Raw genomic sequence first — 23,682 nt, 5'->3', positions numbered from 1 at the left:
GCGCCATCAGCTTAACCCCTCGTACTCCAGTGGGGTCCTGTAACCAAGGCTGCTGTGGAGCCGTTGGGTATTATAAAAGACTTCAATATAGCGATTTATATGTTTCCGTAATTGTCGCATCGTCACGAAGCTGGTGGCGTGCAGCAATTCTCCCTTCAGCGTCTTGAAGAAGGACTCAACCTCGGCGTTGTCGGTGCATTGGCCCGGTCGGTTCATGCTGTGGTGGACCTGGTGCTGTTTCAGCAATGCCTGAGTCTTGTGGGCCCTGTATTCGATCCCCCGATCAGTATGAAGCAACAGGCCAGCGGCAGGATTTCGGCTTTTGAAGGCCTCCCTCAGGGTCGCTCTGGAGAAATCCGCATCCAGGCTTTCGCCCAATCGCCAACTGAGTACTCGACGGGAGAAAAGATCCAACACCACCGCCAGGAAAACGTATTTCTGACCGAGCTTGATGTAGGTCACGTCACTGCTCCATTGCTGATCCACGGCGGCCGGAGCAGGGGCTCCGAGGCGATAATTGGGCAGGGCTTTCAGTTCGTGACGCCGCCGCGCCAGGCGCCGGTAGACGTGGGTTACACGGGCCCGCATTCCCCACTGCTGCATCACCTTTGCAACCCGGTTTTCGCCCACTGTCACTCCCTCACGGCACAGCGCCTGATGGACCCGCGGACTGCCGTAGCGCCCCTTGCTATCATCATAGATCCTTCGGATCTGGGACAGCAGCACGGCTCGCTCTGCGTCTCTTTTGCCGGGCTTTCGATTGGCCCAGGCATAGTAGCCGGAACGCGAAACGCTCAGGTGCTGACAAAGTGCCTTTACGCTGTACTGCCGTCGGTGTTTCCAGACGAACCGGAACGCTTCCGTCGTTCCTCGGCCTGAAAACGTTGAAACTTTTTTAGGACGTCGTTTTCCTCCTCAAGCTCCGCGATCCGGCGTTTGAGGCGGGTGACCTCATCCTGGTCTTTGATCTTCTCCTTGGCCTCGGGGGGCGCTTTCTTGACCCGTTTCATGGCAAATTTCCCCTCGCGGTACTCTTTGCGCCAGCGTGACAGCATGAATGGGTGAATATCCAGCGCTTGCGCTACGCCCTGAACGCTTCGATGGGCCTGGTGACTCCACTCTACCGCCTTGACCTTAAACTCGGTGCTGTAGCGTTGTGTCTTCTTCCCCGTGATCATCGCGGGCATCGGTTTTCTCCTTCGTGGGAGTTATCGATGCGTGTCCATTAAAGTGGGGGAACTCCAAAATCCACCTGAGAAAGCGAATAGTAAAGAAACTCCGAGTCCACAGCGTCATTTATTGGTGTCGCTACAATAGTCGTTTGAGTCGCGCCAAACTTGTCAAAATTTGGGAGCCTCGGATATCCAATTGTGCCACGAGCGCCAATAACTATTGCGCCACGATTATTTATTACCTTTAGTTTGCTCGAATATCCCCACGGCTCATTATTTTTATCCGCGGAAAATACTGGAAGACCATCTCCAGTACAGTCACTTGCAACTATCGTCTCTCCCATCTTTAGATCAACAAGATGGGGGAGGGGCACAAACTGTGCCTGCTCATTCATACCCCAACTCCACCAAGAACCCTTCCAGCTGCCGTGACGCCTCGTCCCGCTCTGACTCGATCTCGCGAGCGGTGACGGCATACTTGGCCCAGAGATTTTCGACCTCCCAGATGCAGGCCCGCTGCTCGGCGCGCAGATAGCCCTGGTAGATGTTCAGCAGCAGGGTCCTGAGCCGGTCCATGATCACGGTGCGGGCCTCGTCTTCGGCGATCTTCTCGCGGGCGCTGGCGACCAGCTCGTCGCGCTTGTTTTCGATCGTCTTGAGCCTGGTCTTGAGCTCTTTCGCCTCGTCTTCCAGGGCCTTGTGGCGGGCCAGTTGTTCATCGATGCACTGCGCCGTGTTCCAAGCGTACTGCCCCTGGGCAACGGCCTCGCGCAGTGGTTCGATCCACTCGCTCTCGAAGCCCACCTGCTGGGCCAATTCGACGATGCGCAGGCCGTTGCCGAATTCGGCGGCCCTCGCGGTCAGCCCTTCGGTGCAGTAGTAAGGTTTGTTGCTGCCTTTGGGGAGTCGATCAGCGGCCTTGAGCTCGGCGAACAGATTACCGGCCAGATCCTTGATGGTCTTGAGCTGGTGTTTCCAGTCGGCGTTGGCGGCCTTGAGCTCGTCGCGCTTACTCTTGACCTCATCTCGGGGCAGCACGCCGGTGTCGTCGGTGTCTTCGAAATCCTCTTCGTCGGCGGCGGCAAACAGGGCCTGGAGCCCGACCAACCGGGCCTGGGCCTGTTCCTGCTCTTCAAGCACCTCGGGGAACTGGCTCTGCAGGATCTCCTCGTCCGGGATCAGTTCCGGGCCCCAGCCACTGGCGGCGATGGACTTGAAGTCGGCCTTGAGGTTGTCGAAAAAGCTGGCCAGGGCCCCGCGTACCTGGAAGGCGGTGAGCAGGCCGTTGTCCGCCATGGCCGCTTCCATGCTGGCCAAGAGCTGGGTGCGCATGACGTAGACATTGTGCGGTGTCGCCTCCTTGTTCTCGGCATCCGGCGCCAGGGCTTCGATCCTGGGCAGGTTTTCCTGCCACCAGACATCCAGCCGGCCCAGGAGTGCCTGGTTGGCCGCCGCCACACCCGGGTGGTCGTTGATCAGGGCGGCGATGTCGCGTTTTTCGGTGAGCGCCGGGGCAAAGTCCCGGTAGTCCGCGTCCCGGGGCACGAAGAGATCCTCCCTGAGACCGGTGTAATTGGCCCAGTAGCGCTGGAGACTTTCGATCTCGGCCAGCGGCACCCCGCCTTGCAGGTGGGCACGCACGTCGTGCGGCTCCGGCGGCGGGGCATTGTCCACATAGCGGCGGATGTTGCAGTTGTAGTCTTCGTTGCGGATTTCCGTTACCGGCACCGGGCGTGCATAGGCGGGAATTTCGTCGCCCTGGCGGTAGGTGTAGACGATCTTGTCGATGTCCTCGGGGCGCAGGTGGTTCTGGGCCTTGCCTTCGCGGTATTCGCGGTCGGCGTTGATGAACAGCACCGAATCCCGCTGGCTGGCATTCGCCTTGTTCAGCACCAGAATGCAGGCGGGAATGCCGGTGCCGTAGAAAAGGTTGCCGGGCAGGCCGATCACGGCCTCCATGTAGCCCTGTTCGATTAAATACTTGCGGGCCTCGCGCTCTTCGCTGCCCCGGAACAGCACGCCATGGGGCATGACCGTGGCCATGCGACCGTTGTGCTTGAGCACGGAGAGCATGTGCTGAACGAACATGAGATCCGCCTTCTTGCCCTTCTCCGGCATCATCACCGGGAAGCGGCCGGGGAATTTCAGGTCCTTCTTGATGTAGTTCTGACTGAAGGGCGGGTTGGCCACCACGCGGTCGAAGCGCTTGAGCTCGTTGTTCTCGTCCAGGTGCTGGGGCTCCCGGATCGTGTCTTCCTGCCGGATGTCGGCATGGGAGATACCGTGCAGGAGCATGTTCATCTTGCAGATGGACCAGGTGGTGCCGATTTTTTCCTGGCCGTAGAGCGCCAGCTCCGAGGCGTCGCCCCCCTTTTCGCGCAGGAAGTCGCGCATTTGGATCAGCATGCCGCCGGAACCCGCCGTGGGGTCGTAGACGCTCATGGACTCTTCCGGGTCACAGACCTCGACACAGAGGCGCACCACCTCCCAGGGGGTGTAGAACTCACCGGCCTTCTTGCCGGCGGAGTCGGCGAAATACTTGATCAGCCATTCGTAGGCGGCACCAAGCAGATCGGGGAATTCGAAGTCCTCATCGCGCAGCGGGATCTTCTCAAAGTTCTGGACGAAATCGGCCAGAGTGTCATCATTAAGAGAGCTTTGACCAATCGGCCGATTAAAATTTATTCCCTTTAATACGTTATCCAGAGCATCCAGATTGGCATCCTCAATAGCTTCGAGCGCCTTGTTTAGTCTGCTGCCCACGTTCTCCTTGACGTGCTTGAGCGCCGGCCGCTCGACGGTCTTCCGCTCGCCGGCTTCGACGATCTCCTCCTGCCACGGCTCATTCCAGCGGGCCCGGGGCGGCACATAGAAATACTTGCCGGAGTAGTGATCCGGGTCTTCCAGCTCAGTGGTGATATCCTCCTCTGCCATGCCCTGCGCCGCAAAGTGTTCACGCAGCTGCCCCCGACGTTCATCGAACAGGTCGCTGGCACGCTTGAGGAAGAGCATGCCGAAGACGTATTCCTTGTATTCGCTCGCATCCATGCTGCCGCGCAGATCATCGCAGGCGCGTAGCAGTAGGCTTTCGAGGTGAGGAAGAGTCAGTTTTTGTGTCATTGAGTCCTACTGTCTAGGTCATCGACCGATTGGTACCGAAGAGTTTGCGTGAAAAGCGGGACAGGAACGCCCCGCCTAAGGAGCTTTGGCTTTTTGCGGGTGTACACAGGAAATCTACGCACGCCGCCTCAGAAACTCGGCAGCGAGCCACCGAGAATCGGTCGGACGCAATATTTCCAATACCTTCCACGCATTGTTTTGCGTTCCGCCGCGCATCTGGTTGGTGGCTTGAGCTACATGAGAGAACCGCTCGCCTTCATAGATGATGCCATCGCCAACAACCTCGGCATACCTGTACTCATTGTAGTACTTGGTGCGAAGCTGGGTTTTCTCTGGAAGGAAGATGGTGCCCCAAGTAATACCATCAGTAGAGCTAGGCGCAACAACATCGTCGTCAGTGCGCTCCAAGAAGGCTTCGACTTGGTCTTCGATGACGGCGTTTGCAGCGGTGCCATGCCTCCTTAACAGCTCCTGATAAAGCTCGAGCGAGATAGGGACAGCGACAAAGTCTTGGTGGGAAAGAACAGTCATAGGTGAATCCTCCATAGTTGACATGGAGAACTATAAAGCCCTCTAGAGTGCTCTTCAAGCTATAAAAAGCAAAATCTATCTGCGGTGCCGCTAACCACGCCGACAAAAGCGCATTGTTGGCAAGTTTCGTTAACAGTGCCTCTCGAGCTTTACATTCGAAAACGGCCGATATCGACGCCCCAGGAGAACTAGAACGTGCTGCGCTACCGCGTGCTCGAATTCAGTATCACCCAGGTCGATCTTCATCCATAGATCATTCAGATCATGAGTGCTGCCAAACCGGTACTCCGATTCTGCCCGATCGAGCTCCCGCCCCAAATTTGCCCTTGTCACCTCAACTACTCGTTGATTCTCTTTATGCGCCTGCTGAATCCTGGAACAGCTGGCGTCGCTATGGGCTGACGCTCGGGGGTTTGGGTAGTTAACGTAAACATGAATCATCGCAATCCTGCCTCCATCGGGCCGCACTCTTTAGATGCGTCACCCAACACTGGGGAGCTGAGGCCCCAACCAACGGTAAAATCCATCTGTAGGGGGCATTCTCAACCGAGAAGAAGCCTACGGCAATCGCGGTATTCAGAGCCATGAAATCAACAGAGAGGGGGAAGTCCAGCGTCCGGTTGACCGCCTTGCTATGCTCTCTGGTCTTGCGGCAGTAAGTACCCCGCGCCATTCTCCCGTAGAAGAGTATTTAGCTCGCCATCTTCTATAAGACCGCTCTCTCTCACTTTTTTCAAGAACAACTCATATCCATGCGCGCCAAGTAAATCAGAATTGTGCTCAGTGGGCATTCTTACAATACGAACAATATCGTCACGGGTCAGGACATCGAATAACGGAAGGATCACTTTCGAAAAGACACTATTAGCCCTATCCCAAGAATACGACTCACTCAAAAAATGGAGAGCTCTCTCTTTCGCAGGGCCTTTGACACCATGTGACTCTACAGCAGTTGCCAAATCATCAAACTCAAGCGCACCGACGCGACCCTCTACCACTGGCGCTAGGTCGGGAACTGCTGAGAAGGTATTAAGTCCTTCTAATACTTGGTTTGTTGGACCATTTTGAATAAACTGCCTGAGCTTGTCGCGACCAGCTTCCTCCAGGACTTCCCACCCCTGAGTAACTGTAGTAGCAAGATATGCTGCACCCGGGAAAAAATGATCGGGCACATCCCGCAAGACTTTATTGAGCTGCTTCCTTAGTCTCTCTTCGGCTATCGCTGGATACATCTCGTGCGCCGCATTGAGGGACACCATTACCTGCGCCTTATAAAAAAGCGGATCCTCTCTTGTGAAGAACCCGAACAAAAGCTGATCAATAAACCCTTTAACGAGAGCTTCGTTCGCCGAGTTTAAGCTTGAGCTTCTTAGCTGGTTAAGAGCCTTATCAGTTTCCATCGGAAAGTAGGCAGAACTGACCATAGTTTTAAGTTCCGCCAGAGCGGCTTTTCCTTGGATGGGCTCTTGAGAAAGGACATGAAAAATAGCATTTCTAATGTGCAATCGCGCTTGTTCCGCCGAAGGCGCATAGGGAACGCCAACTTTTTGAAACGACGGATGCGCGCACCTATGCCGGTCTTCTTTTAGTCTTCCTAAGTCAACGTATTGCTGCGGATCAAAAAACTCTAAATCTTTTCGACATGTTTCTAAAATATCTCGCTCGAATTCAAGCGCGCTCTGAATACCTTGGGGATTTCCTGCCTCTATCTGCTCAATATACTTTTCGTGTTTCTCTTCCAGTGCTTTTGCCGTGCCATCCCCGGCTAGCGCCAGCTCACGAATTTTATCGATCAGATCGAACACAACTGCAATCCAGCAGGTAACAATTGCTGCCCTATACGCTCCTGCCCTGTAGCACTGTAATGCCTCTGAAATGTAAAGCTTAGATTGATCAGAACGACACCGAAGCGACATTGCCTCAATGTCGGCGAGAGTTTCAGTCATTTTGAATCCTTACCGGTGGATAACGACCTGGCTTTGCGGCGCACCGGAACGCTAGCGAAGGTGCGTCCGGCAACAGCCACTGGTTATGTGCTGTCACATCAAGAACGCGATAACCATTCTACTGTGTAAGCTGCTCCGATCGGCGAGGTGAGCAGCATACTCTTATCATCACGAGACTCCCGCCATTCCGTAGCCGCCGTCGCCTCTGCAATCGACTCTCTTGCATCCACTTGGGCACTGCGACGGCGCATGGGTTTAAGACTATCCAGATCAAGTGTTGCCGTTAGACGTATGCCCACGTAATCATTATCACCGTGTTTAATAGGCATCGACCACGTATGCTCGCGCGTGAAGGTCACAGTGTCTCCGGATACGGCTCCAGCCGAACGCCGTGACCGAATATCACGATCTAGCGCCAAAGCAGGCTTTGTAGGCTCCTCGCCAGCCCGAACGAGTGATCGTGCTGATTCTGCCAGTTCGAAGAAGGCTAGCTCTTTGGCATAAGCGACTTGCTTAGTTGAGGCACGAATATCTTCAACGCTGTGCTTTCGGAGCTCCTCGTTCACAGCTTCCCATTCTGGGTCAACGATTCTCACTGTAGCTGGGTCATTGCTGCTCCACTGCGGAATATAAGCTCCAGCAACTAAACTGTGAATCAAAACATTTCCGCCTTTCGGTACAACATTCTGCTTTTGTGGCCTCCCTCTATCCACCGCCCTCTGGAGCTCGGCGAGTGATGACTGCGTGCCTTTACATTCAACGACACTTAATCCCCCAGAAGAATCCTCAGCGATGTAATCAGGTGACTTCGAGGGTCCTCGGCGAGACTGAGTGTGATAGCGCCATAAACCAGGAGAGAGCACATTCATAACCCAATTAGTATCTGAAAATCTCTGGAACCCAAGAGTTTGATGTAATACCCATGTAGTTAGACCTACGCCGAGCTCATCGCTAGCCACCGTTTTTTGATGCGGATCGACGTGCGACCAGTCTTCACAAAGCCGTAATGGGGTAGCTGTTGAAAAAGCAGAGAAATAGCGGAGCCATGCCCAACAATCGGCCAAAGTAAAGCCTTGAGTAGTCGGGGATCTAGTCCAAAGACCGATAAAGACCAAGGCTGCATCAAGGTCTAGAGCGAAGGGCCCTGAGCCAGCAGCTGCTGTAAGGCTTTGAGGAGGCTGAGCAGGAGGAACCCACGAGTTAGAGTCAACCTCAATAAGTACAGTTTTCTGATTTGGTGTTGGCAATGATCAGTCTCTATTTCAAATTAATGGCAGATAACAGAGATTAGACCGCATTCTGTATGATTGAATATACGAACGTCCTGAATAAGAGCATAACTGTAAGCCTATCCCTGTGAGGCTTTTGATCCTCAAAACAACAGCCTAGCCGATGACCAGGGATCGGTCTATGCCATTATTTGAATTCCCGTTTTCGCGCAGCCAATGGGGGGTCGAACTCGATAGATGCCAAGCGGTATGAAGCCAGTCCTGTTAAAGCAGGTCCGCGCTAACATGCTCCGTCACAGCATCAGCCAGCCGGTCCAGCTCTGCCAATCTGTGTTGCTGATAATCAGAGATTGCCTGGTGGTTGTGTAGCCCGGCCCATACCAGCAGCGTGTCGCAGGCCTCTGCGCCATCAAACACCCCATGGATGTAGCAGCCAGCAACGGCCTGGTCCTCACTAACCGCCCCATCCGGCCGCCCATCCAATGACACCAACGGCCGCTCCAACGCACTCCCCGTCGTCACCCCGTTATGAATCTCATACCCACTCATCGGCGTCCCGCTTTCCGCAAACACCCCGGTCACCCGCCGCAGCTGCTTCCCTTCCACCAGCCGCGTCTCAAGATCCAGCAGTTTCAGCCCGTCGGTTTCCCCGGGCTCGCCTTCGATGCCGTCCGGGTCCGCGATGGTTTTGCCCAGCATCTGGAATCCCCCACAGATCCCGAGCACTTTGCCGCCGTAGCGCAGGTGGCGCTGGATGTGCTCATGCCAGCCCTGGGCCTTGAGCCATTCGCAGTCGCTGCGGGTGCTTTTGCTGCCGGGGAGGATGATGAGGTCGGCGCCGGGTTTGGGTTGGTCGGGGCCGATGAACTGGAGGTCCACCTTGGGGTGGAGGCGCAGGGGGTCGAAGTCGTTGTGGTTGCTCATTCTGGGGAGCGCGGGGACGACGACCTTGAGGGCGTCTTCGTCGGCCTCGGTGCCGGTGAGGCCGACGCTGTCTTCGGCGTCCAGGATGAGGCCCTGGAGGTAGGGGAAGACGCCGACGAGGGGTTTGCCGGTGTAGTCTTCGAGCCATTTGAGGCCGTCTTCGAGCAGCGCCGGGTCGCCGCGGAAGCGGTTGATGAGCAGGCCGGTGACGCGGTCGCGTTCGGACTGGGACAGGAGCTGGAGGGTGCCGGCGAGCTGGGCGAAGACGCCGCCGCGGTCGATGTCGCCGACGAGCAGTACGGGCAGGTCGGCGGCTTCGGCGAAGCCCATGTTGGCGATGTCGTTTTCGCGCAGGTTGATTTCGGCGGGGCTGCCAGCGCCTTCGACGATGATCACATCGTAGCGGGCCTTGAGCGCTTCCCAGGCGGCCATGACGCTCTTGCGGGCTTCTTTCTTGAAGCCATGGTAGTCGACGGCGTCCATGTTGCCGTAGACCTGCCCTCTCAGGATGACCTGGGCGCCGCGGTCGGTCTGGGGCTTGAGGAGCACGGGGTTCATGTCGCTGTGCGGTTCGATGCCGCAGGCCAGGGCCTGGAGGGCGGTGGAGCGGCCGATCTCGCCGCCGTCTTCGGTAACGGCGCTGTTCAGGGCCATGTTCTGGGGCTTGAACGGGGCCACGGAGACGCCCTGGCGGTGGAGCCAGCGGCAGAGGGCGGCGACGATGGTGCTCTTGCCGGAGTCCGAGGTGGTGCCCATGACCATCAGCGATTGCATGAGGTGTTGCCTCCGTTGTTTACGTTACCTGTAGGAGCGAGCTCTGCTCGCGATATCGCTTGCCAGCAAGCTCCTACAATTCGACGCCTTTCTGGGCACGGACGCCGAGATCCTTGAACGCGTGCTTGACGATGGTCATGTCGGTGACGGTGTCGGCCAGCTCGATCAGCTCTTTCGGGGCGTTCCGGCCGGTGACCACGACGTGCTGCATCTCGGGGCGGTTCTGGAGATCGTCCAGGACGCGGTCGAGGTCGAGGTATTCGTAGCGCAGGGCGATATTGAGTTCGTCGAGCAGCACCAGGCTGTAGCGCTCGTCGGAGAGCATGCGCGCGGCTTCTTTCCAGGCGTTCTCGGCGGCTTCAACGTCCTTTTCCCGGTCCTGGGTGTCCCAGGTGTAGCCGTCGCCCATGACGTGGTAATCGACGTTGGCCTGGTCACGGAAGAAGCGTTCCTCGCCGGTCTGCATCTTGCCCTTGATGAACTGGACGATGCCCACCTGCAGGCCGTGGCCGAGGGTGCGGGCGACCATGCCGAAGCCGGCGGAGCTTTTGCCCTTGCCGTTGCCGGTGTTCACGAGGAGGACGCCCTGGTCTTTCTGGGCGTTGGCCATGCGTTCTTCCATGACCTTTTTCTTGCGGGCCATCCGTTGGGCGTGGCGTTCCGGGTCTTTTGCGTTCTCTCGCATCGTTATCGCTCCTGACCTTTGAAAAGTTCCGCAACCAGTTTCGGGGCGGTGGGGAAGTAGCCGTGGAAGTAGCTCGCCGTGAGTGAGCCCTGCTTGAACACGCGCTCCCCTTCGCTGCCGTTTTTCTTGGTCGTTCTCATGGCCGGTTCCCGTCCCGTTTCGAGTTCGGAGTGGTGGAAGGTGTGGCCGCGGAGTTCGCCATTGTCGGTGTTCAGGGACTGGATACCCAGTGCCTTGAGCTTGGGGGCCATGGAGACTTTGCCGGGCATCAGGGCGTAGAGGCTGTGTTCGGTGCCGTCTTCCGGGTCGGTCATGGCTTCGGTGCAGGCCATCAGGCCGCCGCATTCGGCGTAGATGGGTTTTCCGGCCTGGTGATGGGCCTGGATGGCGGCTTTCATGTCGGTGTTTTCGGCCAATGCTCGGCCGTGGAGTTCGGGGTAGCCGCCGGGGAGCCAGAGGGCGTCGGCGTCCGGGAGTTCTTTGTCCGCGAGCGGGGAGAAGAACTTGAGTTGGGCGCCCATGGCTTCGAGGAGTTCGGTGTTGGCCCGGTAGATGAAGGCGAAGGCGGCGTCTTTGGCGATGGCGATGGTGGTGCCTTCGAGGAGCCTTGGCGGTTGTTCGGGTGTTTTTGCTTCCAGGGTGACCTGGGCCGGGAGTTGGTCGAGGCCGGCTTCTTTGAGGACTTCGGCGGCGGCGTCGAGTTGTTGGTCGAGGTCGGTAATTTCGTCGGCCTGGACGATGCCCAGGTGGCGGTCCGGGATGTCGAAAGACTCATTGCGTGGGATGGCGCCGAGGAGGCTGATGTCCTCGGGGAGGCTCTCCTTGCACAGGTGGGCGTGGTAGCCGCTGCCGGTGCGGTTGGCGATGACTTCTTTGACTTCGAGGTCGTCGCGGTATCTTGCGAGGCCGAGGGCGATGGCGCCGAAGGTTTGGCCCATGGCGTTAGCGCCGATGACCGGGAGTGCGGGGATGCCGCAGGCGACGGCCATGTCGGCGGTGCTGGGGTCGCCGTCGAAGAGGCCCATGGAGCCTTCGACCAGGATGAGATCGGCGGTCTGGGCGGCTTCGGCGAGGCGCCAGCGGACTTCGTCCATGCCGGTCATCCAGCCGTGGACCTGGTAGACGGGGTTGCCGGAGGCTCTTTCGAGGACCATGGGGTCGAGGTAGTCCGGGCCGTGCTTGAAAACGCGGACGTTGCGGCCTTCGTTCCTGTGGAGGCGTGCCAGGGCTGCGGTGACCATGGATTTGCCGTGGCCGCTGCCCGGGGCCGTGATCATGGCGGCAGCCGTTGTGCCTGTAATGGTTCGCGAATCTGTCATTTCAGTTCCTGAGCAAAGTGTTTGAATGCATGTTGCCCGAATCCACGTAAGAGGCTTTCTTCATTATCGCTGACGGATATCATCGGCGATTGCCTCAAGATGGTTCGCGTCTTCGGGAAGATTTTCGAAAATGAACGGGTTAAGGAATTGGCGGCCCATGAATTGCGATCGTTCAGCGGGAGACAGGGCCGCCTGGTCGCAGGTGTAGTCCCATTGCTCGCCGATCAAGCGGATCTGGCGTTCCATGATGCTCATCGCTTCATCCCGTGACAGCAGGTATTGGTGGGCCACTTCCAGGCATAAGCCCAGTTGGCTTGCGCGCTCACTGTCGCGGATAAGCATGGCCTGGGAGGCTTCGTTACCAGTACGCGATTGAGGACAGATGTCGTAGGCCGGGGTCAGCTCAAAGGTTTTGCCGTTCCAGAACGCCGCGTGGTTCCGGGCATGATCATCCGTGTTCCCCGTGAGGATATTGAACACCAGCCGTGCGAAGAGCTCACGCAGCATCTGTTCAGGATAGCGGAAACGCAGGCGGATTCGTTCTGCCAGGTCCTCATAACTGGCATAACGGGCCATGAGTTCATCCAGTTCGAGCAGCGTCAGCGCCGAGATAACAGCGTGGCGTTGCCAGCCTCCATTCCCAGAAGGGGTTCGGTCGAACCGCTCGACCAGGAGCACATCCTTACCAGCGGCCTGAGTCAGTGAGACCGGTGCGACGTTCAGCCCGGCATGGGAAGCGAGGCGCATGGCAATGAATTCCGCCTTCACAAGGCTGTACAGATCCGTGGAGGATGAGAACTTGGCAACGAACTTGCGATCACCATCCTCGATCAACGCCTTGGGCCGAGCGCCGCCGATGGACGTGCCGTGAAACAGCGCCCGGTCCAGCTCGGAGTTGAGGGGAAGCCCCTGCTCAACCCGTTCCGCCGAGGCCGCCAATTCCTCAATGGGCGCGTTGTGGGGGCCTCGAGGAATGTACTCAGTGGCCGAGGACTGGAAATCCAGGGCGCCAATCCGGTCAGAACCGGATGCCAGAAGGTAGCCGAGCTCGTTGGGTTCACGCGACAAGCGGTTGATAATGATGCGGCGGCCCCAGGCATCCGGCGCGGCGTCCCGGATGCAGCCCGGCATCATTAACCCTGGCAGTGGTGGCTGGGGGCCACGCTTCAGGGGCAGTTCCGCCGGGAACAGCGCCACGGCATCGCTGCGTTCCAGATAGCTCCGGGCATATGTGAAGACAAGCTGTTCGCCTTCCTGGTCCAGACGACCGGCGACCACCGGTTCTGTTTGGCCTGGAAGCCAGAACCAGACAAACGCAGTCGTTGCCTGCGGGGTCTCAGAAGTCATCGTCAATCGATCTCCTGGGTGGTCTGACCCGTGCCGGGAGCAGGGCCAGCTTGTCTTCGATCTGTTTCAGGGAGCGTTGCCGCTCGTGCGGGTCCTCGCTGAAAAGCGGAACTCCGACGATGTGGGCGACTTCAAGGACGGCACCGATACGACAACCGGGATCCCCTTTTTCGATGCGCTGAACAAGGCCCCTGGAAACGCCGGCACGAGTGGCCACTTCGCCGGCGGTCATGCCCTTCTCCGTTCGATGCAGACGGATCTGGCTGGCGAGGAGTGCCATGGTTTCGCGGGTGGCACGTGAATAGGGGTGTTGTTCAGTCATGTCCTATCTTTATGTGATTTATATATAGATCATTAAACCAGATAAAGGTCTATTTGTGAACCAAAAATCCCACTCACCCGCTGTATGACGGGACAAAGACCGGCGCCCCATCCACCTCCGCCCATGTGAGGGGCTGGCCGTAGAGCTGTTCGAGGGCTTTGGGTTTGAGCATGCTTTCGGCCTCGCCCCAGCAGGCTTCGCCGTCCGGGTACAGGAGCAGGAGGTGGTCGCACCAGCGGGCGGCGAGGTTGAGGTCGTGGAGGCACATCACAACGGTGTGCCCTGCCCTAGCCTGCTCTGAGAGCAGTTCCATTACGGCCACCTGGTGGCGGAGGTCCAGGTGGTTGGTGGGTTCGTCGGCGAGCCAGATGCTGGGGCTCTGGGTCAGGGCTGTGGCCAGGGCGACGCGTTGGCGTTCGCCGCCGGAGAGAGTGCTGACGGAGCGGTCGGCCAGATCGCTGAGTTCCAGGCGTTCCAGGGCTTTTTCGGCCATTTCGAGGTCGTCGCCGCCTTCGAGCTGCCATGGTGAGAGGAACGGGTGGCGGCCGATGAGGGCGGTTTCGAGGACGGTGGCGGGGAAGCCGTCCTGGCGTTCCTGGAAGACGACGCCGAGCTGCCGGGCGATGGTGCTGCGTCGCATCTGGCGCAAGGGGGTGTCGTCGATCCGCACTTCGCCGCTCCTCGGGCGGTTAAGGCCGCCGAGGGTGTGCAGCAGGGTGCTCTTGCCGGCGCCGTTGGGGCCGAGTATGCCCCAGGTCTGGCCGGGTTCCATCCGCAGGCTGAGGGGGCGGCCGTCGGCGCGCTCGGGGATGTCGATGATGAGGTCGCGGGTCTCGAGCACGGCCATCAGCGACTCCGGTAGAGCAGCACGAGGAAGGTCGGCACGCCCAGCAGCGCGGTGATCACACCCACGGGGAGCTGTTCGGGGGCGATGACGATGCGCGCGAGCGTGTCCGCCAGCGTCAGCAGCGCGCCGCCGGCCAGCGCGCAAGCCGGCAGGATGAGGCGCTGGTCGTTACCCAGAACGAGCCGGAGCATGTGCGGCACGACCAGGCCCACGAAGCCGATGCTGCCGGCGGTGGTGACGGCCAGTGCGGTGAGCAGGCTGGCGAGGATGTAGATGGTCCATTCCAGCGGGCGCACGGCCACGCCAAGCGCTGCGGCCTGCAACGGGCCCCGGGCGAGGACGTTAAGGCTGCGGCCCAATGGGATGACCAGCAGGCAGACGAGTGCCAGAAGCACCAGCGCTGGCCATGGGGTCTGCGCGTAGGTGAGATCGCCCATAAGCCAGTAGAGCATGCCGGGGAGTTTGTCCGTGGGGCCGATGGCCAGCATCAGGGTGATGACGGCGCCCCAGCCAGAGGCGACCACGATGCCGGTGAGCAGCAGCCGCGCCGGGGTCCAGCTGCCGGTGCCGTGGGCAAGGCCGAAGACCAGGAAGGTGGACAGCAGCGCACCGCCAAAGGCGGAGCCCGAGAGGACGAAGGTGCCGGCGCCGGTGAGCATGGCGGCCAGAGCGCCCACGGAGGCACCGCCGGAGACGCCCAGCACGTAGGGATCGGCCAGCGGGTTACGGAGCAGGATCTGCATCAGGGCGCCGGCCACGGCGAGCAGGCCGCCGGTGGCAAAACCGGCCAGTGCGCGTGGAGCACGGAGTTCCCAGACCAGGGTCTGGTGGAGGCTGCTGCCCTCCCCTGTTATGACGGCCCAAAGGTCAGCCGGGGGAATCGCGACGCTGCCGATGGCCACGGCCATGAGCAGCGCCAGCAGGCCGGCAACCCCCAACCAGACCAGTGGCAGGAAGGGGCGCCAGGCGGAAACGGCCATGGTGGCGTTGGCCCGGTGCGCGACGGCTTCAGCGGCGTCCACGGGCCGTCTCCAGTTTCTCGCACAGGGTGGCGCCGCCTTCGAGCAGGCGCGGGGTCGGGCGCTGCAACGTGGACGGGTTCACGAAGAAGAGGTTCTCCCGCTCGGTGGCGGTCAGCGAGTCGTACTGTTTCCACTCTTCCAGCCAGTCCCGGTTTTCCTCGCCCATGCCGCCGGCAACCACGGCCTCGGGGTTCCGCTTCAACACGGACTCCCGGTCGATGCGCGGCACCAGCCGGTCGAGCTCCGCATAGACGTTCTTGCCACCGCACAGTTCGATCACTTCATGGATGAAGTGCTCGCCGTTGACGGTCATCAGGGGCTGGTCCCAGACCTGGTAAAACACCGGCACCGGGTCGGCATCGCCGTATTCCTCACGCAGGGACTCGATCCCGGAGCGGAACCGGTCGGCTTCCCTGTGGCCGGTCTTTTCGGTATCCGCCAGGGTCGAGAGGCGTTCGATGGCGCTGGCGATGCTCTCGAAATCCCGGGGCTCGAGGTAGTACAGGGTCAGGTCCAGTTCCTTCAGCCGCTCCGTCTGTTCCTTCGGGTTACCGGTGACCCAGACAATCACCAGGTCCGGCGACAGGCTCAGGATCCGCTCGACATCGAGCCGCTTGAGGCTGCCGATGATGGGCAGTTCCTTCGCGGCTTCGGGGTAGTCGCTGTAGTTGACCACGCCCACCACGTCGTCACCGGCACCGGCGGCGAAGAGCAGCTCGGTGGCACCGGGGGAGAGGCTGATGATGCGTTCGGCGGGCTCGTCCAGGCAGACCTCCCGGCCCTTGTCATCCCTGGCACAGACTTCCGCATGGGCTGCCGGGATGGCAGCCAGCAGGAGAATCGCGCTGGCGATCAGTCGGTGCAGCGTCCGGATCACTGGCTTTTCCCTTTGTCGATCATGATCATGCGGCCGGTTTCCGGGTCCTGGTAGACCTGGCCCATGGGCTGGAAGCCTTCGCCGGACTCACCGGCGCCCTCGGGCAGCTCCGGCATCTCGCGGCCGGCTTCCACGTCCACGCCGCTTTCCTGGGGGTCGTTGGCCCTTTCGGACGCGGCCAGCGCGACCATCAGGCCGACGGCGAATACAAGCATGATATCAGCCAGGTTGGCGAGAGGGCCCATGGGGTCCTCGTCGGTCACGTCGAAGCGGCTGCTGCGGTACTCGGGCACACTCATGCGCCGGCCTCCTCCAGCTTCGCCATGGCGCCGTCGTACCAGCGGCGGCGCATGCGGCCAAGCAGGAAGCCAATGATGCCGGCGAGCAGGCCGAGGACGGTGGTGTTGAAGGCGACGGTCACGGCCTCGGCCAGCACGTCCAGATCACCCCGGCCGAGGGCGGCGAGGCCCGGGCCGAGGGGGATGAGGGTACCCATCAGGCCCATCATGGGGCCGACGCGGGCGATGAGGTCCGCGCGGTCAATGCGGCGCTGGGCGCGGGCGGCGAGGGAACGGGTGTCGCCGCGTTCGATCATGCGGCGCAGGCCGCCGGTGCGTTCGCCGATGGCAAGGCCGGCTTCCCAGAGGGCCAGGGCGATCAGGCCCAGGAGGGCGATGATGACCGGCTCCAGGAGGAAGCTGACCATGGAATCCATGATGTCCAGGGTTGCGGATGTGAACATTGTTGCCTCACTTACCTATTCCGAATAGAGAGCTTTGTCTCCAGATTTCAATCTCGTACCGGAGGGGGCGGGGTGTTCTCCGGGAATCGCTATAAATCCATCCATGGACGCTGCGCGATCGCCATCCCTGGCGATCGAGCTTCCCTACGAACACCCCGCCCCCTCCTCCGGGTATTTACGAGATCCGTCTACCGGCTACTACGCCGCCTCCAAGAAGGACCAGAGCGCCGGCGCCGATAAACCATGGCAGCAGGACCGGGCCGCCTTCGGCGGAAGCCTGTTGCTCGTCGGATTCTTCGGACTTCTTACCCTTTTCCTTTTCCGATTGCTTTTGAGCTTTCTCAGCGGCTTCCTGCTGATTGGCTTTCTGTTTCATTTTGACTTCGCGCATGCTCACCGGTTGGGCCTTGCCGCTTTCCGGGGCTTCCATTCGGGCGGCGTTGAGGACGGCTTTGAAGTTCTTCTTCAGTTCGGCGTCACTCAGCTGTTCGGCCACCCATTGCATGGTGGGATGGTCCGGCCTGGTATGGCCGCTACCAGGGAGGCCGTTCTCGACGACGAGCTGGGCGAATTCCTTGCGCAGCTTTTTGAGGGTCTCCTCATCGGGCTTCCAGAAGCCGCGGTGGGCGGCGACCAGGGTGATGGCCTGCATGTGGGTTTTGACGTGGACGTTGTGGTCTTTCTCAAGGAACTTGTCGAGACCCAGGTTGTGGCGGTCTTCGAAGTAGACCTCGTTTATGTCGTCCCAGACCGCGGATTTGACCACATCCGGGCTTGTGACCTGCCATCCCCAGAGGTTGTCCAGGAAGTCGGCGGACATGGTCCTTGCGCCGGCGTAGCCCTGTTCCATCAGCGGCTTGATCCACTGCGGGTTCAGGTTCTGGCCGCGGAGTTCGCTGAGCAGGGCCTGTTGCAGGGATTCGACCCTGGGGTTCTCCGGGTCGGCGTGCATGAGCACGCGGTTGGTCGGCGCCTCACCGGTTTCGTGTTCCACGGCCATGGAGAGGCCGCCCTGGAAGTCGAAGCCGTCGTCGTTGTCGAGCAGGCCGTAGACGTGACTGGCGCGGCCGAGGTAGGTGCGCCCGACGTTGTCCAGGCGGTCCTTGAAGGCGTCATGCGCCGGGCGGCCGCCCTGCTTGTCGCCACCGAAGGCGTAGCCCATGCGGCGGGTGTAGGCGTCGGCAACCTTGCCGCGATCATCCCAGGCGCCAGAACGGTCGGCCAAACGGTTCACGCCGGCGCCGTAGGAGCCTGGAGCGGTGCCGAAGACGCGCAGCGCCGCATCGGAGCCGGCTTTCTCGGCATCGGCGCCGTTGGCCATCATGGCCTTGGTGTCGGCGACCCAGCGGGCGGCCACGTCGTTCTCGGCCAGGCTTTCACTGCCGGGATCGCGCATGTCCTCGGGCAGCGGTTCCATGGCCGTTTCCAGGGCGCGGTCCAGCTGCGGGTGCTTTTCCATGATAGTTTTGTAGGCCCCGTCCAGCGCCAGGCGCGAGGCCTGGTCGAGCAGTACCAGCTGGTCCTCGTAGAGGTCCCGGAACAGGCCGGAGGTGGTGAAGAGTGCGTCGCGGCGCCGGCTCCGGTCCTCCAGCGGCATGCGCTCAAGGCCTTCCACGATGCCCCGGGAGTTCCACTTGGGCTTGATGCCGAGCATGTCCAGGCCGAAGGCGATCATCACGCCTTCATCACGGACGGTGTCGGACGCCCAGAGAACGATGGCCTCGCTGCCCTCGGCCTTGGGGTCGCCCTTGTTACGGGCGTCCTCGGCCATTTCCGCGCCCAGGGACCAGGCGACGCGGGTCGGGACCAGGTCGCTGGAGAGGGCATGGAAGTTGCGGCCGGTGGGCAGTACCGCCGGGGTACGCACAGGGTCGTTACCCTCGCCCGGTGGGACGAAGCGGCCATCGAGGCCGGCCATGAGGTGGTCCATCTCTTCGCCGGGGGAGGCCTTGAGCTTCTCACGCCACTCGGGCTCGGGTTCCTCGTCGTCGCCGGCCATGGAGCTGAGCATGGTCTCGATGCCTTCCTGCTTCCAGTCACGCCCGAAGACGTGCAGACCCAGGGGCATGAAGCTTTCCTGCATGGTGGTCAGGTAGTGGCCGACCTCGTGGACGAGGAGTTCGTCGTCCACGTCTTCCAGGTGGACTTCTTCCTCGTGCTCGTCGTGGTGGTGTTCGTGAGCGTGTTCTTCGCCCTCGTCGTGGTTATGCTCGTGGGCGTGCTCACCCTCTTCCTGATGTTTCGCCTCATCATGCTCGTGATGGTGCTCCTGCTCCTTGTGAGCCACCTCGTCACCAGCCTCGTGATGATGCTCATGGTCGTGGTGCTCGCCACCCTCGTGGTTATGGTCATGGGCATGCTCACCCCCGCCTTCGGGTTTCTCGGCGCTCTCATGCTCGTGATGGTGTTCTTCGCCTTTCTCGTGCTCACCTTTCTCGTGCTCACCTTCCTCGTGATCACCCTCATCGCCATGCTCACCTTCGTGACCATGATGATGGCCGTGGGCCAGTTCCTTCTCGATGTCCTGGACCATGTCCAGTTCCTTGAGGCGCTTGCGCAGTTCCTTCACGGCACGGTCGCGCGAGGAGGAATCCGGGTCGTTGGAGGATTCCCAGGTTTCGACGAGCTGGCGCAGTTCCAGCAGGTTGTCGTAGAGCTTGGTGGTCTCCAGCGGCGGCGTGAGGTGGCTGATCATCACGCCCATGGCGCGGCGCTTGGCCTGGATGCCCTCGCCTACCCCATCGACGATGTAGGGGTAGAGGAGCGGGAGGTCCTTACCAAGCAGCTCCGGGTAATCGTCCTCGGCCAGGCCGGCGCGGCGCCGGGGCAGGAACTCGCGGGTGGAGTGACGGCCGAGGTAGACGAGCGCGTCCGCGTTGAAGTCCTTGCGCAGCCACTGGTAGAAGCCTACGTACTGGTGCGTGGGCGGGAAGGTGGTATTGGCGTGCAGCAGTTCCTCGCTCACTTCCCAGCCACGCGGCGGCTGCGGGCCGATGAAGACGTTGCCGAAGTGGATGCCGGGGAACAGCATCTCACCCTCGTGGACCATGGAACGGCCCGGCGCCTCACCCCAGCCAGAGAGGCCCGGGATGCCTGTGCGGATCAGGGCATCGCGGATGCTGGTGACCTTCTCGGTCGAGTCCACCTCGTTGCGGAGCACGGCACGCCAGCCGGTCTGGTACTGGTCAAGCAGGTCCAGGGCACGCTGGGTGGCGTCGTGCTCATAGTTGCGCAGCATGTGGCGCAGGTCCTTCACGCCGTTCTTGAGCAAGTCATTGCCGAGCTTGGTGTGGCCGTTGTTGGCGGCGTTTTTCAACTGGGCATGCATGTAGCCCACGGGGCCATGCTGCATCTCCGCCTGGACGGCTTCCGGCAGTTCCTTGAACCGCTCCAGGTAGGTCTCCTTGCTTACGGAGGGAACCTTTCCGGCCAGATCTTCCAGTCCGGACTGCTGGTCCGGCAGGTTTACGCCGCGATCCTGGATTTCATCCAGCAGGGCTTCTGGGGACTCGGGCAGCTTGCCCGTCTTGTAGCCTTCCGCTTTAAGGCGTTGCAGGATCTCGAACAGGGATTCCGGGACGTTGAGCTTGTCCGCGCCGATGTTCTGCCGGCCCGGCGGGTGGTTGTAGTAGACCACGGCGACGCGCTTGTCCGAGTTGTCCTTCTCCTGAAGCGTCACCCAGCGCTCCATGCGGTTCGCGAGGGCGTTGACGCGCTCCTCCACCGGCGTACTCAGCATGAGCTGCACGCCCGTCAGCTCGTCGATGCGCGGCGGCTCCGCCACGGCCAGCACCATGGGCTGGCTGATGCCCTGGAGTTCGGGCATGGCGAGCTGGTAGTGCACGGAATCCCAGGGCAGCCCCTCATCGGAGAGCAGCCACTCGGGCCTGGTCAGCTTGGAGATGCGGATGCCCTTGATGACGGGCACGTCGAGCTCTTCGAACGCCTTGGTGACGGCTTTACGACCATCGCCGCCGCCTACGGTGAAGTACTGGAGACTGACCATGCCGGACAGGGTTGCCGGCTTGATGCGTTCCTCCAGCGTCTTAACGGCCTCGACACTGGCCCCTCCCCAGCGCGCCAGGATGGTGAAGCACTGGATGCCGCGCTGCTCCATCTGTTCGCAGGCGTCGTCGAGCAGGGCCTTGTCGCCCGGGCGATCGCCGGAATCCAGATCTATCAGGGCCACGGCCGGGCCCTCCTTGAGGTTCAGTGCATCCGCGTCGGAATGGGCTTCGCCGTCACGGTAATAGCGGATGGCCTCGCGGGGTTCGGGTTCCGGCACCTTGATGTCATACCCGGCCTGCGACAGCAGCCAGCGGAAAAGCCCATCCATGTGCTCGGGGCTGCGGCCCTGGTAGAAGGCTCGCCCTTTCAGCCACTCGGACTGCTCGGGATAGGCCTCGCGCTGGTCCGCCAGGTGGGCGGAGGGATCCTCGCCGGGCTCGGGGTTGGAGACCATTTCGTTGATGGTCTTGTCCGAGAGCTCATCCATGACCGGCTCACCATCCAGCCGCGAGAGGCGCGTAATCCCGCGCTTGCTGTTCATGGCCATGATGGGCACGTCGGCGCCCGGTCCCTGGTTGCGGACCAGGCGACGAATGCGGCCGTGCTCCTCGCCAAAGACGGCGGCAAGAACCAGCGCATCGGCATCGTCCCAGAGCCTGACTACTTCCTCGTCCGGGAGCTTTTTCAGCTGCTCCGGCGTCCGGAGGACGATCTCGTTCTCCGGAAAGGCTTCAAGATGCCGTTCCGCCCCGGCCGCCATCTCGGCGGAGGAGCGGTCGGAGACGATGCCGACGATGGTAGCGGCGTGCAGTGCGGGTGCCGCCAGCAGCATCAGGGCGGCGAAGCAAAGTCCATATCGCATTATTGCGCTCCGTAACGGATGGTGGCATAGACGGCGCGACCGGCAGTCAGGTAGTCAAACGTCGGCGCAAAGTCCCGACTGGTGGTGCTGTAACGCCGATCAAAGACGTTCTCAACATTCACACTGAGCGAGAGAAGGCGGGTCACATCCATGCCCGCTCGAAGATCGAGTCGCCCAAAGCCCGCAAGGACTTTGTTGTTCTGCGGCTTGTTGTAACGATCGCCCTCGGCGATGAACGATGCACCAAAGTGATAGTTGGCGGGCGTGTAATCGGCATCAACCCGAACGCTTCGCTTCGAGCGCCGTGCCAGGCGGTTACCAGTGGAGCGGTCTTCGGGATCCTGAAAGGTAACAGCGGAGGTCATCTCAAAGTTTGACACCGAAAGACCACCGGAAAGCTCTATACCGTCGATGCGTGCACGTTCGATGTTGTCCGGCTGGGCACTGATCAGGTTATCAACATCCGTCCTGAATAATGCGACGTCCCAGAAGACCGATTCCCGATCCGACCGAAAACCAACTTCAACGGTTCCAGAGGTCTCAGGCTCCAGATCCGGGTTGCCAAAACCCGGGTAGTAGAGGTCATTGAAGGTCGGCGCTCGAAATGCAGTCCCGTAACTGGCTCGCGCGCTGTATACAGGGCTCAGATCGTACCCAAGTGCCACTGCCCCTGTCGCCTCTTCACCAAAGGCCTCGTTGTCGTCCCAGCGGCCACTGAGCTGCAGACTGGCAGCTCCAAATTCGCTCAACAGCTGAGCGAATGCAGCCCTGTTGCTGCGACTGTCTTCCTCATAAGGCTCACTGCTGTCGACATCATCCACGCGATATTCAGTGCCGGCAATCAGTTCATGGTTCCCGAAACTGAACGTATTCTCCCACCGCGCTGTTCGACTCACCGTATCGAAAAAACTGGGACCACTGTTCCTCTCGTTGTCCTGTTCGTCCCGTGCCTCACTGAGTTGTATGGACGTCGTCCAGTTTCGAACGATAGGCGTGCTTGCTTTCACACCCAACGTCCTCACATCAAAATCGGTTTCCCCGCGGAAAAATTCAGTGTTTCCGCTGCTCTGAAGACCTACTACTCCGATGGACGCGCCATTATCAAAACCATGGCTCACGCTGAAGGTTCCCGCTCTATTCCGAAAACCTTTATCTTCACCACCGGTACGCAGGTTGGTGCCGTCCGTGTCGAGGTAGTGGCCCTGTAGACTGTATCGGGTGTCACCGTTCTGGCCGCTAATGCCACCGCTGACCTGCTGGGTGGAAAAGCTACCGCCACCCATCTCGACCCACTGTTGGTCCTGATCGCCACGCGGCATGGTGAACCCCTGTACAACCCCGCCGACGGCATCGGATCCATAAAGGGCTCCCTTGGGACCACGGACAACCTCGATTCGTTGAAGTAACTGGGGTGGTATATATTGCCAGGGCGCACTTCCCGCAGTTGCCGAGCGGATCCGGATGCCATCCAGCAGCAGTATCGTTGACTCACTGCTGGTTCCCCGAGTGAAAACGCTGGTGTTCTTACCAAAACTTCCACTGGAGGTAACATTAATCCCTGGCTGCCCCTGAAGGACATCGCTGAATTCCCGGGGGTTACGCTGCTGGAGATCCTTGGAGTCAATTACCGTCACAGAAGAAAGACTCTCACTGACGGTCTCAACGCCAAGCGTTGAGGTAACAACCAGAGGATTCATGTTAAACGCAGCGACCTGAGTGGTCCGGTCTGTCTCCTGCGCCGTAGCTAAGGACGTAGAAAGGCTGACCGCAGCTGCCAGAGGCAGAAGGGCGTGTCGTTTGTTCACGGTGTAACTCCCTGTAGCCTGCTGCGCTTCCCCGCACAGCATTGCTGGACGCATCGCGGGGGCAGACTCAGGGTGACAGGCGGCGGAAGGTTGAAGAGTGCGCGGCTTGAGCCGCGGGGGAAGATCCGGCCGGCCTGTCGTTGCCCTCCG

At 60.5% G+C, this 23,682-nt stretch carries 18 protein-coding genes and 1 pseudogene; all 19 read right to left on the bottom strand.

Annotated features, from left to right (window positions below):
- Nucleotides 1–6 precede the first annotated feature (6 nt).
- A pseudogene (locus H4I92_RS09125) lies at nt 7–834 on the bottom strand (IS3 family transposase); the annotation flags it as partial.
- On the bottom strand, nt 816–1,178 hold the full coding sequence (locus H4I92_RS09120; protein ID WP_245800820.1) for a transposase: 363 nt from the start codon (nt 1,176–1,178) through the stop codon (nt 816–818). The pseudogene H4I92_RS09125 and the gene H4I92_RS09120, both read right to left, overlap by 19 nt.
- Nucleotides 1,179–1,225: 47 nt before the next feature.
- Nucleotides 1,226–1,567: a restriction endonuclease subunit S gene (locus H4I92_RS09115; protein ID WP_179105671.1), complete on the bottom strand. Its 342-nt coding sequence runs from the start codon at nt 1,565–1,567 to the stop codon at nt 1,226–1,228.
- Entirely contained in the window at nt 1,560–4,292 is a 2,733-nt protein-coding gene (locus H4I92_RS09110) for a type I restriction-modification system subunit M (RefSeq protein WP_077530284.1), read from the bottom strand. The genes H4I92_RS09115 and H4I92_RS09110 overlap by 8 nt, the downstream gene beginning before the upstream one ends.
- A 114-nt stretch (nt 4,293–4,406) precedes the next feature.
- On the bottom strand, nt 4,407–4,823 hold the full coding sequence (locus tag H4I92_RS09105) for a hypothetical protein (RefSeq protein WP_077530283.1): 417 nt from the start codon (nt 4,821–4,823) through the stop codon (nt 4,407–4,409).
- A 632-nt stretch (nt 4,824–5,455) separates the two neighbouring features.
- Entirely contained in the window at nt 5,456–6,769 is a 1,314-nt protein-coding gene (locus tag H4I92_RS09100; RefSeq protein ID WP_077530281.1) for a hypothetical protein, read from the bottom strand.
- A 98-nt stretch (nt 6,770–6,867) separates the two neighbouring features.
- Nucleotides 6,868–8,016 carry a hypothetical protein gene (locus H4I92_RS09095; protein WP_143512646.1) on the bottom strand — a complete coding sequence of 383 codons (1,149 nt, stop codon included), beginning with the start codon at nt 8,014–8,016 and terminating at the stop codon, nt 6,868–6,870.
- A 246-nt stretch (nt 8,017–8,262) separates the two neighbouring features.
- Nucleotides 8,263–9,696 carry a cobyric acid synthase gene (locus H4I92_RS09090; RefSeq protein WP_077530280.1) on the bottom strand — a complete coding sequence of 478 codons (1,434 nt, stop codon included), beginning with the start codon at nt 9,694–9,696 and terminating at the stop codon, nt 8,263–8,265.
- Between the two features lie 73 nt (nt 9,697–9,769).
- Complete coding sequence (gene cobO, locus H4I92_RS09085; protein WP_077530279.1) at nt 9,770–10,381, bottom strand: cob(I)yrinic acid a,c-diamide adenosyltransferase; 612 nt, start codon at nt 10,379–10,381, stop codon at nt 9,770–9,772.
- 2 nt (nt 10,382–10,383) lie between these two features.
- Complete coding sequence (locus H4I92_RS09080) at nt 10,384–11,700, bottom strand: cobyrinic acid a,c-diamide synthase CobB (RefSeq protein ID WP_077530278.1); 1,317 nt, start codon at nt 11,698–11,700, stop codon at nt 10,384–10,386.
- Between the two features lie 63 nt (nt 11,701–11,763).
- Complete coding sequence (locus tag H4I92_RS09075; protein WP_077530277.1) at nt 11,764–13,047, bottom strand: type II toxin-antitoxin system HipA family toxin; 1,284 nt, start codon at nt 13,045–13,047, stop codon at nt 11,764–11,766.
- A complete protein-coding gene (locus H4I92_RS09070; protein ID WP_077530276.1) occupies nt 13,037–13,369 on the bottom strand; it encodes a helix-turn-helix transcriptional regulator in 333 nt (110 codons plus the stop codon). Before H4I92_RS09070 ends, H4I92_RS09075 begins: the two co-directional genes overlap by 11 nt.
- 73 nt (nt 13,370–13,442) lie before the next feature.
- Complete coding sequence (locus H4I92_RS09065) at nt 13,443–14,216, bottom strand: ABC transporter ATP-binding protein (RefSeq protein ID WP_077530275.1); 774 nt, start codon at nt 14,214–14,216, stop codon at nt 13,443–13,445.
- Nucleotides 14,216–15,196 carry a FecCD family ABC transporter permease gene (locus H4I92_RS09060; protein ID WP_077531720.1) on the bottom strand — a complete coding sequence of 327 codons (981 nt, stop codon included), beginning with the start codon at nt 15,194–15,196 and terminating at the stop codon, nt 14,216–14,218. Before H4I92_RS09060 ends, H4I92_RS09065 begins: the two co-directional genes overlap by 1 nt.
- 28 nt (nt 15,197–15,224) lie before the next feature.
- Nucleotides 15,225–16,115 (bottom strand): helical backbone metal receptor, encoded by an 891-nt coding sequence (locus H4I92_RS09055; RefSeq protein WP_077530274.1) that lies wholly within the window; start codon nt 16,113–16,115, stop codon nt 15,225–15,227.
- Complete coding sequence (locus tag H4I92_RS09050) at nt 16,112–16,414, bottom strand: DUF2149 domain-containing protein (RefSeq protein ID WP_077530273.1); 303 nt, start codon at nt 16,412–16,414, stop codon at nt 16,112–16,114. The genes H4I92_RS09055 and H4I92_RS09050 overlap by 4 nt, the downstream gene beginning before the upstream one ends.
- On the bottom strand, nt 16,411–16,857 hold the full coding sequence (locus H4I92_RS09045) for a MotA/TolQ/ExbB proton channel family protein (RefSeq protein ID WP_077530272.1): 447 nt from the start codon (nt 16,855–16,857) through the stop codon (nt 16,411–16,413). The genes H4I92_RS09050 and H4I92_RS09045 overlap by 4 nt, the downstream gene beginning before the upstream one ends.
- A 175-nt stretch (nt 16,858–17,032) precedes the next feature.
- A complete protein-coding gene (locus H4I92_RS09040) occupies nt 17,033–21,727 on the bottom strand; it encodes a cobaltochelatase subunit CobN (protein ID WP_077530271.1) in 4,695 nt (1,564 codons plus the stop codon).
- Entirely contained in the window at nt 21,727–23,532 is a 1,806-nt protein-coding gene (locus H4I92_RS09035) for a TonB-dependent receptor domain-containing protein (protein WP_245800868.1), read from the bottom strand. The genes H4I92_RS09040 and H4I92_RS09035 overlap by 1 nt, the downstream gene beginning before the upstream one ends.
- Nucleotides 23,533–23,682: the final 150 nt, after the last annotated feature.

The sequence above is a fragment of the Vreelandella halophila genome (assembly GCF_019903425.1).
Classification (GTDB): domain Bacteria; phylum Pseudomonadota; class Gammaproteobacteria; order Pseudomonadales; family Oleiphilaceae; genus Halospina; species Halospina halophila.
Note: the sequence above shows the minus strand (reverse complement) of the source record. Positions and strands in the feature narration are given on the sequence as shown.

Bases quoted from the DNA above. Each gene is read 5' to 3' on its own strand.
- H4I92_RS09120 (WP_245800820.1), bottom strand. From the start codon at position 1,178: ATGATCACGGGGAAGAAGACACAACGCTACAGCACCGAGTTTAAGGTC.
- H4I92_RS09115 (WP_179105671.1), bottom strand. From the start codon at position 1,567: ATGAATGAGCAGGCACAGTTTGTGCCCCTCCCCCATCTTGTTGATCTA.
- H4I92_RS09110 (WP_077530284.1), bottom strand. From the start codon at position 4,292: ATGACACAAAAACTGACTCTTCCTCACCTCGAAAGCCTACTGCTACGC.
- H4I92_RS09105 (WP_077530283.1), bottom strand. From the start codon at position 4,823: ATGACTGTTCTTTCCCACCAAGACTTTGTCGCTGTCCCTATCTCGCTC.
- H4I92_RS09100 (WP_077530281.1), bottom strand. From the start codon at position 6,769: ATGACTGAAACTCTCGCCGACATTGAGGCAATGTCGCTTCGGTGTCGT.
- H4I92_RS09090 (WP_077530280.1), bottom strand. From the start codon at position 9,696: ATGCAATCGCTGATGGTCATGGGCACCACCTCGGACTCCGGCAAGAGC.
- cobO (WP_077530279.1), bottom strand. From the start codon at position 10,381: ATGCGAGAGAACGCAAAAGACCCGGAACGCCACGCCCAACGGATGGCC.
- H4I92_RS09080 (WP_077530278.1), bottom strand. From the start codon at position 11,700: ATGACAGATTCGCGAACCATTACAGGCACAACGGCTGCCGCCATGATC.
- H4I92_RS09075 (WP_077530277.1), bottom strand. From the start codon at position 13,047: ATGACTTCTGAGACCCCGCAGGCAACGACTGCGTTTGTCTGGTTCTGG.
- H4I92_RS09070 (WP_077530276.1), bottom strand. From the start codon at position 13,369: ATGACTGAACAACACCCCTATTCACGTGCCACCCGCGAAACCATGGCA.
- H4I92_RS09065 (WP_077530275.1), bottom strand. From the start codon at position 14,216: ATGGCCGTGCTCGAGACCCGCGACCTCATCATCGACATCCCCGAGCGC.
- H4I92_RS09060 (WP_077531720.1), bottom strand. From the start codon at position 15,196: ATGGCCGTTTCCGCCTGGCGCCCCTTCCTGCCACTGGTCTGGTTGGGG.
- H4I92_RS09050 (WP_077530273.1), bottom strand. From the start codon at position 16,414: ATGAGTGTGCCCGAGTACCGCAGCAGCCGCTTCGACGTGACCGACGAG.
- H4I92_RS09045 (WP_077530272.1), bottom strand. From the start codon at position 16,857: ATGTTCACATCCGCAACCCTGGACATCATGGATTCCATGGTCAGCTTC.
- H4I92_RS09040 (WP_077530271.1), bottom strand. From the start codon at position 21,727: ATGCGATATGGACTTTGCTTCGCCGCCCTGATGCTGCTGGCGGCACCC.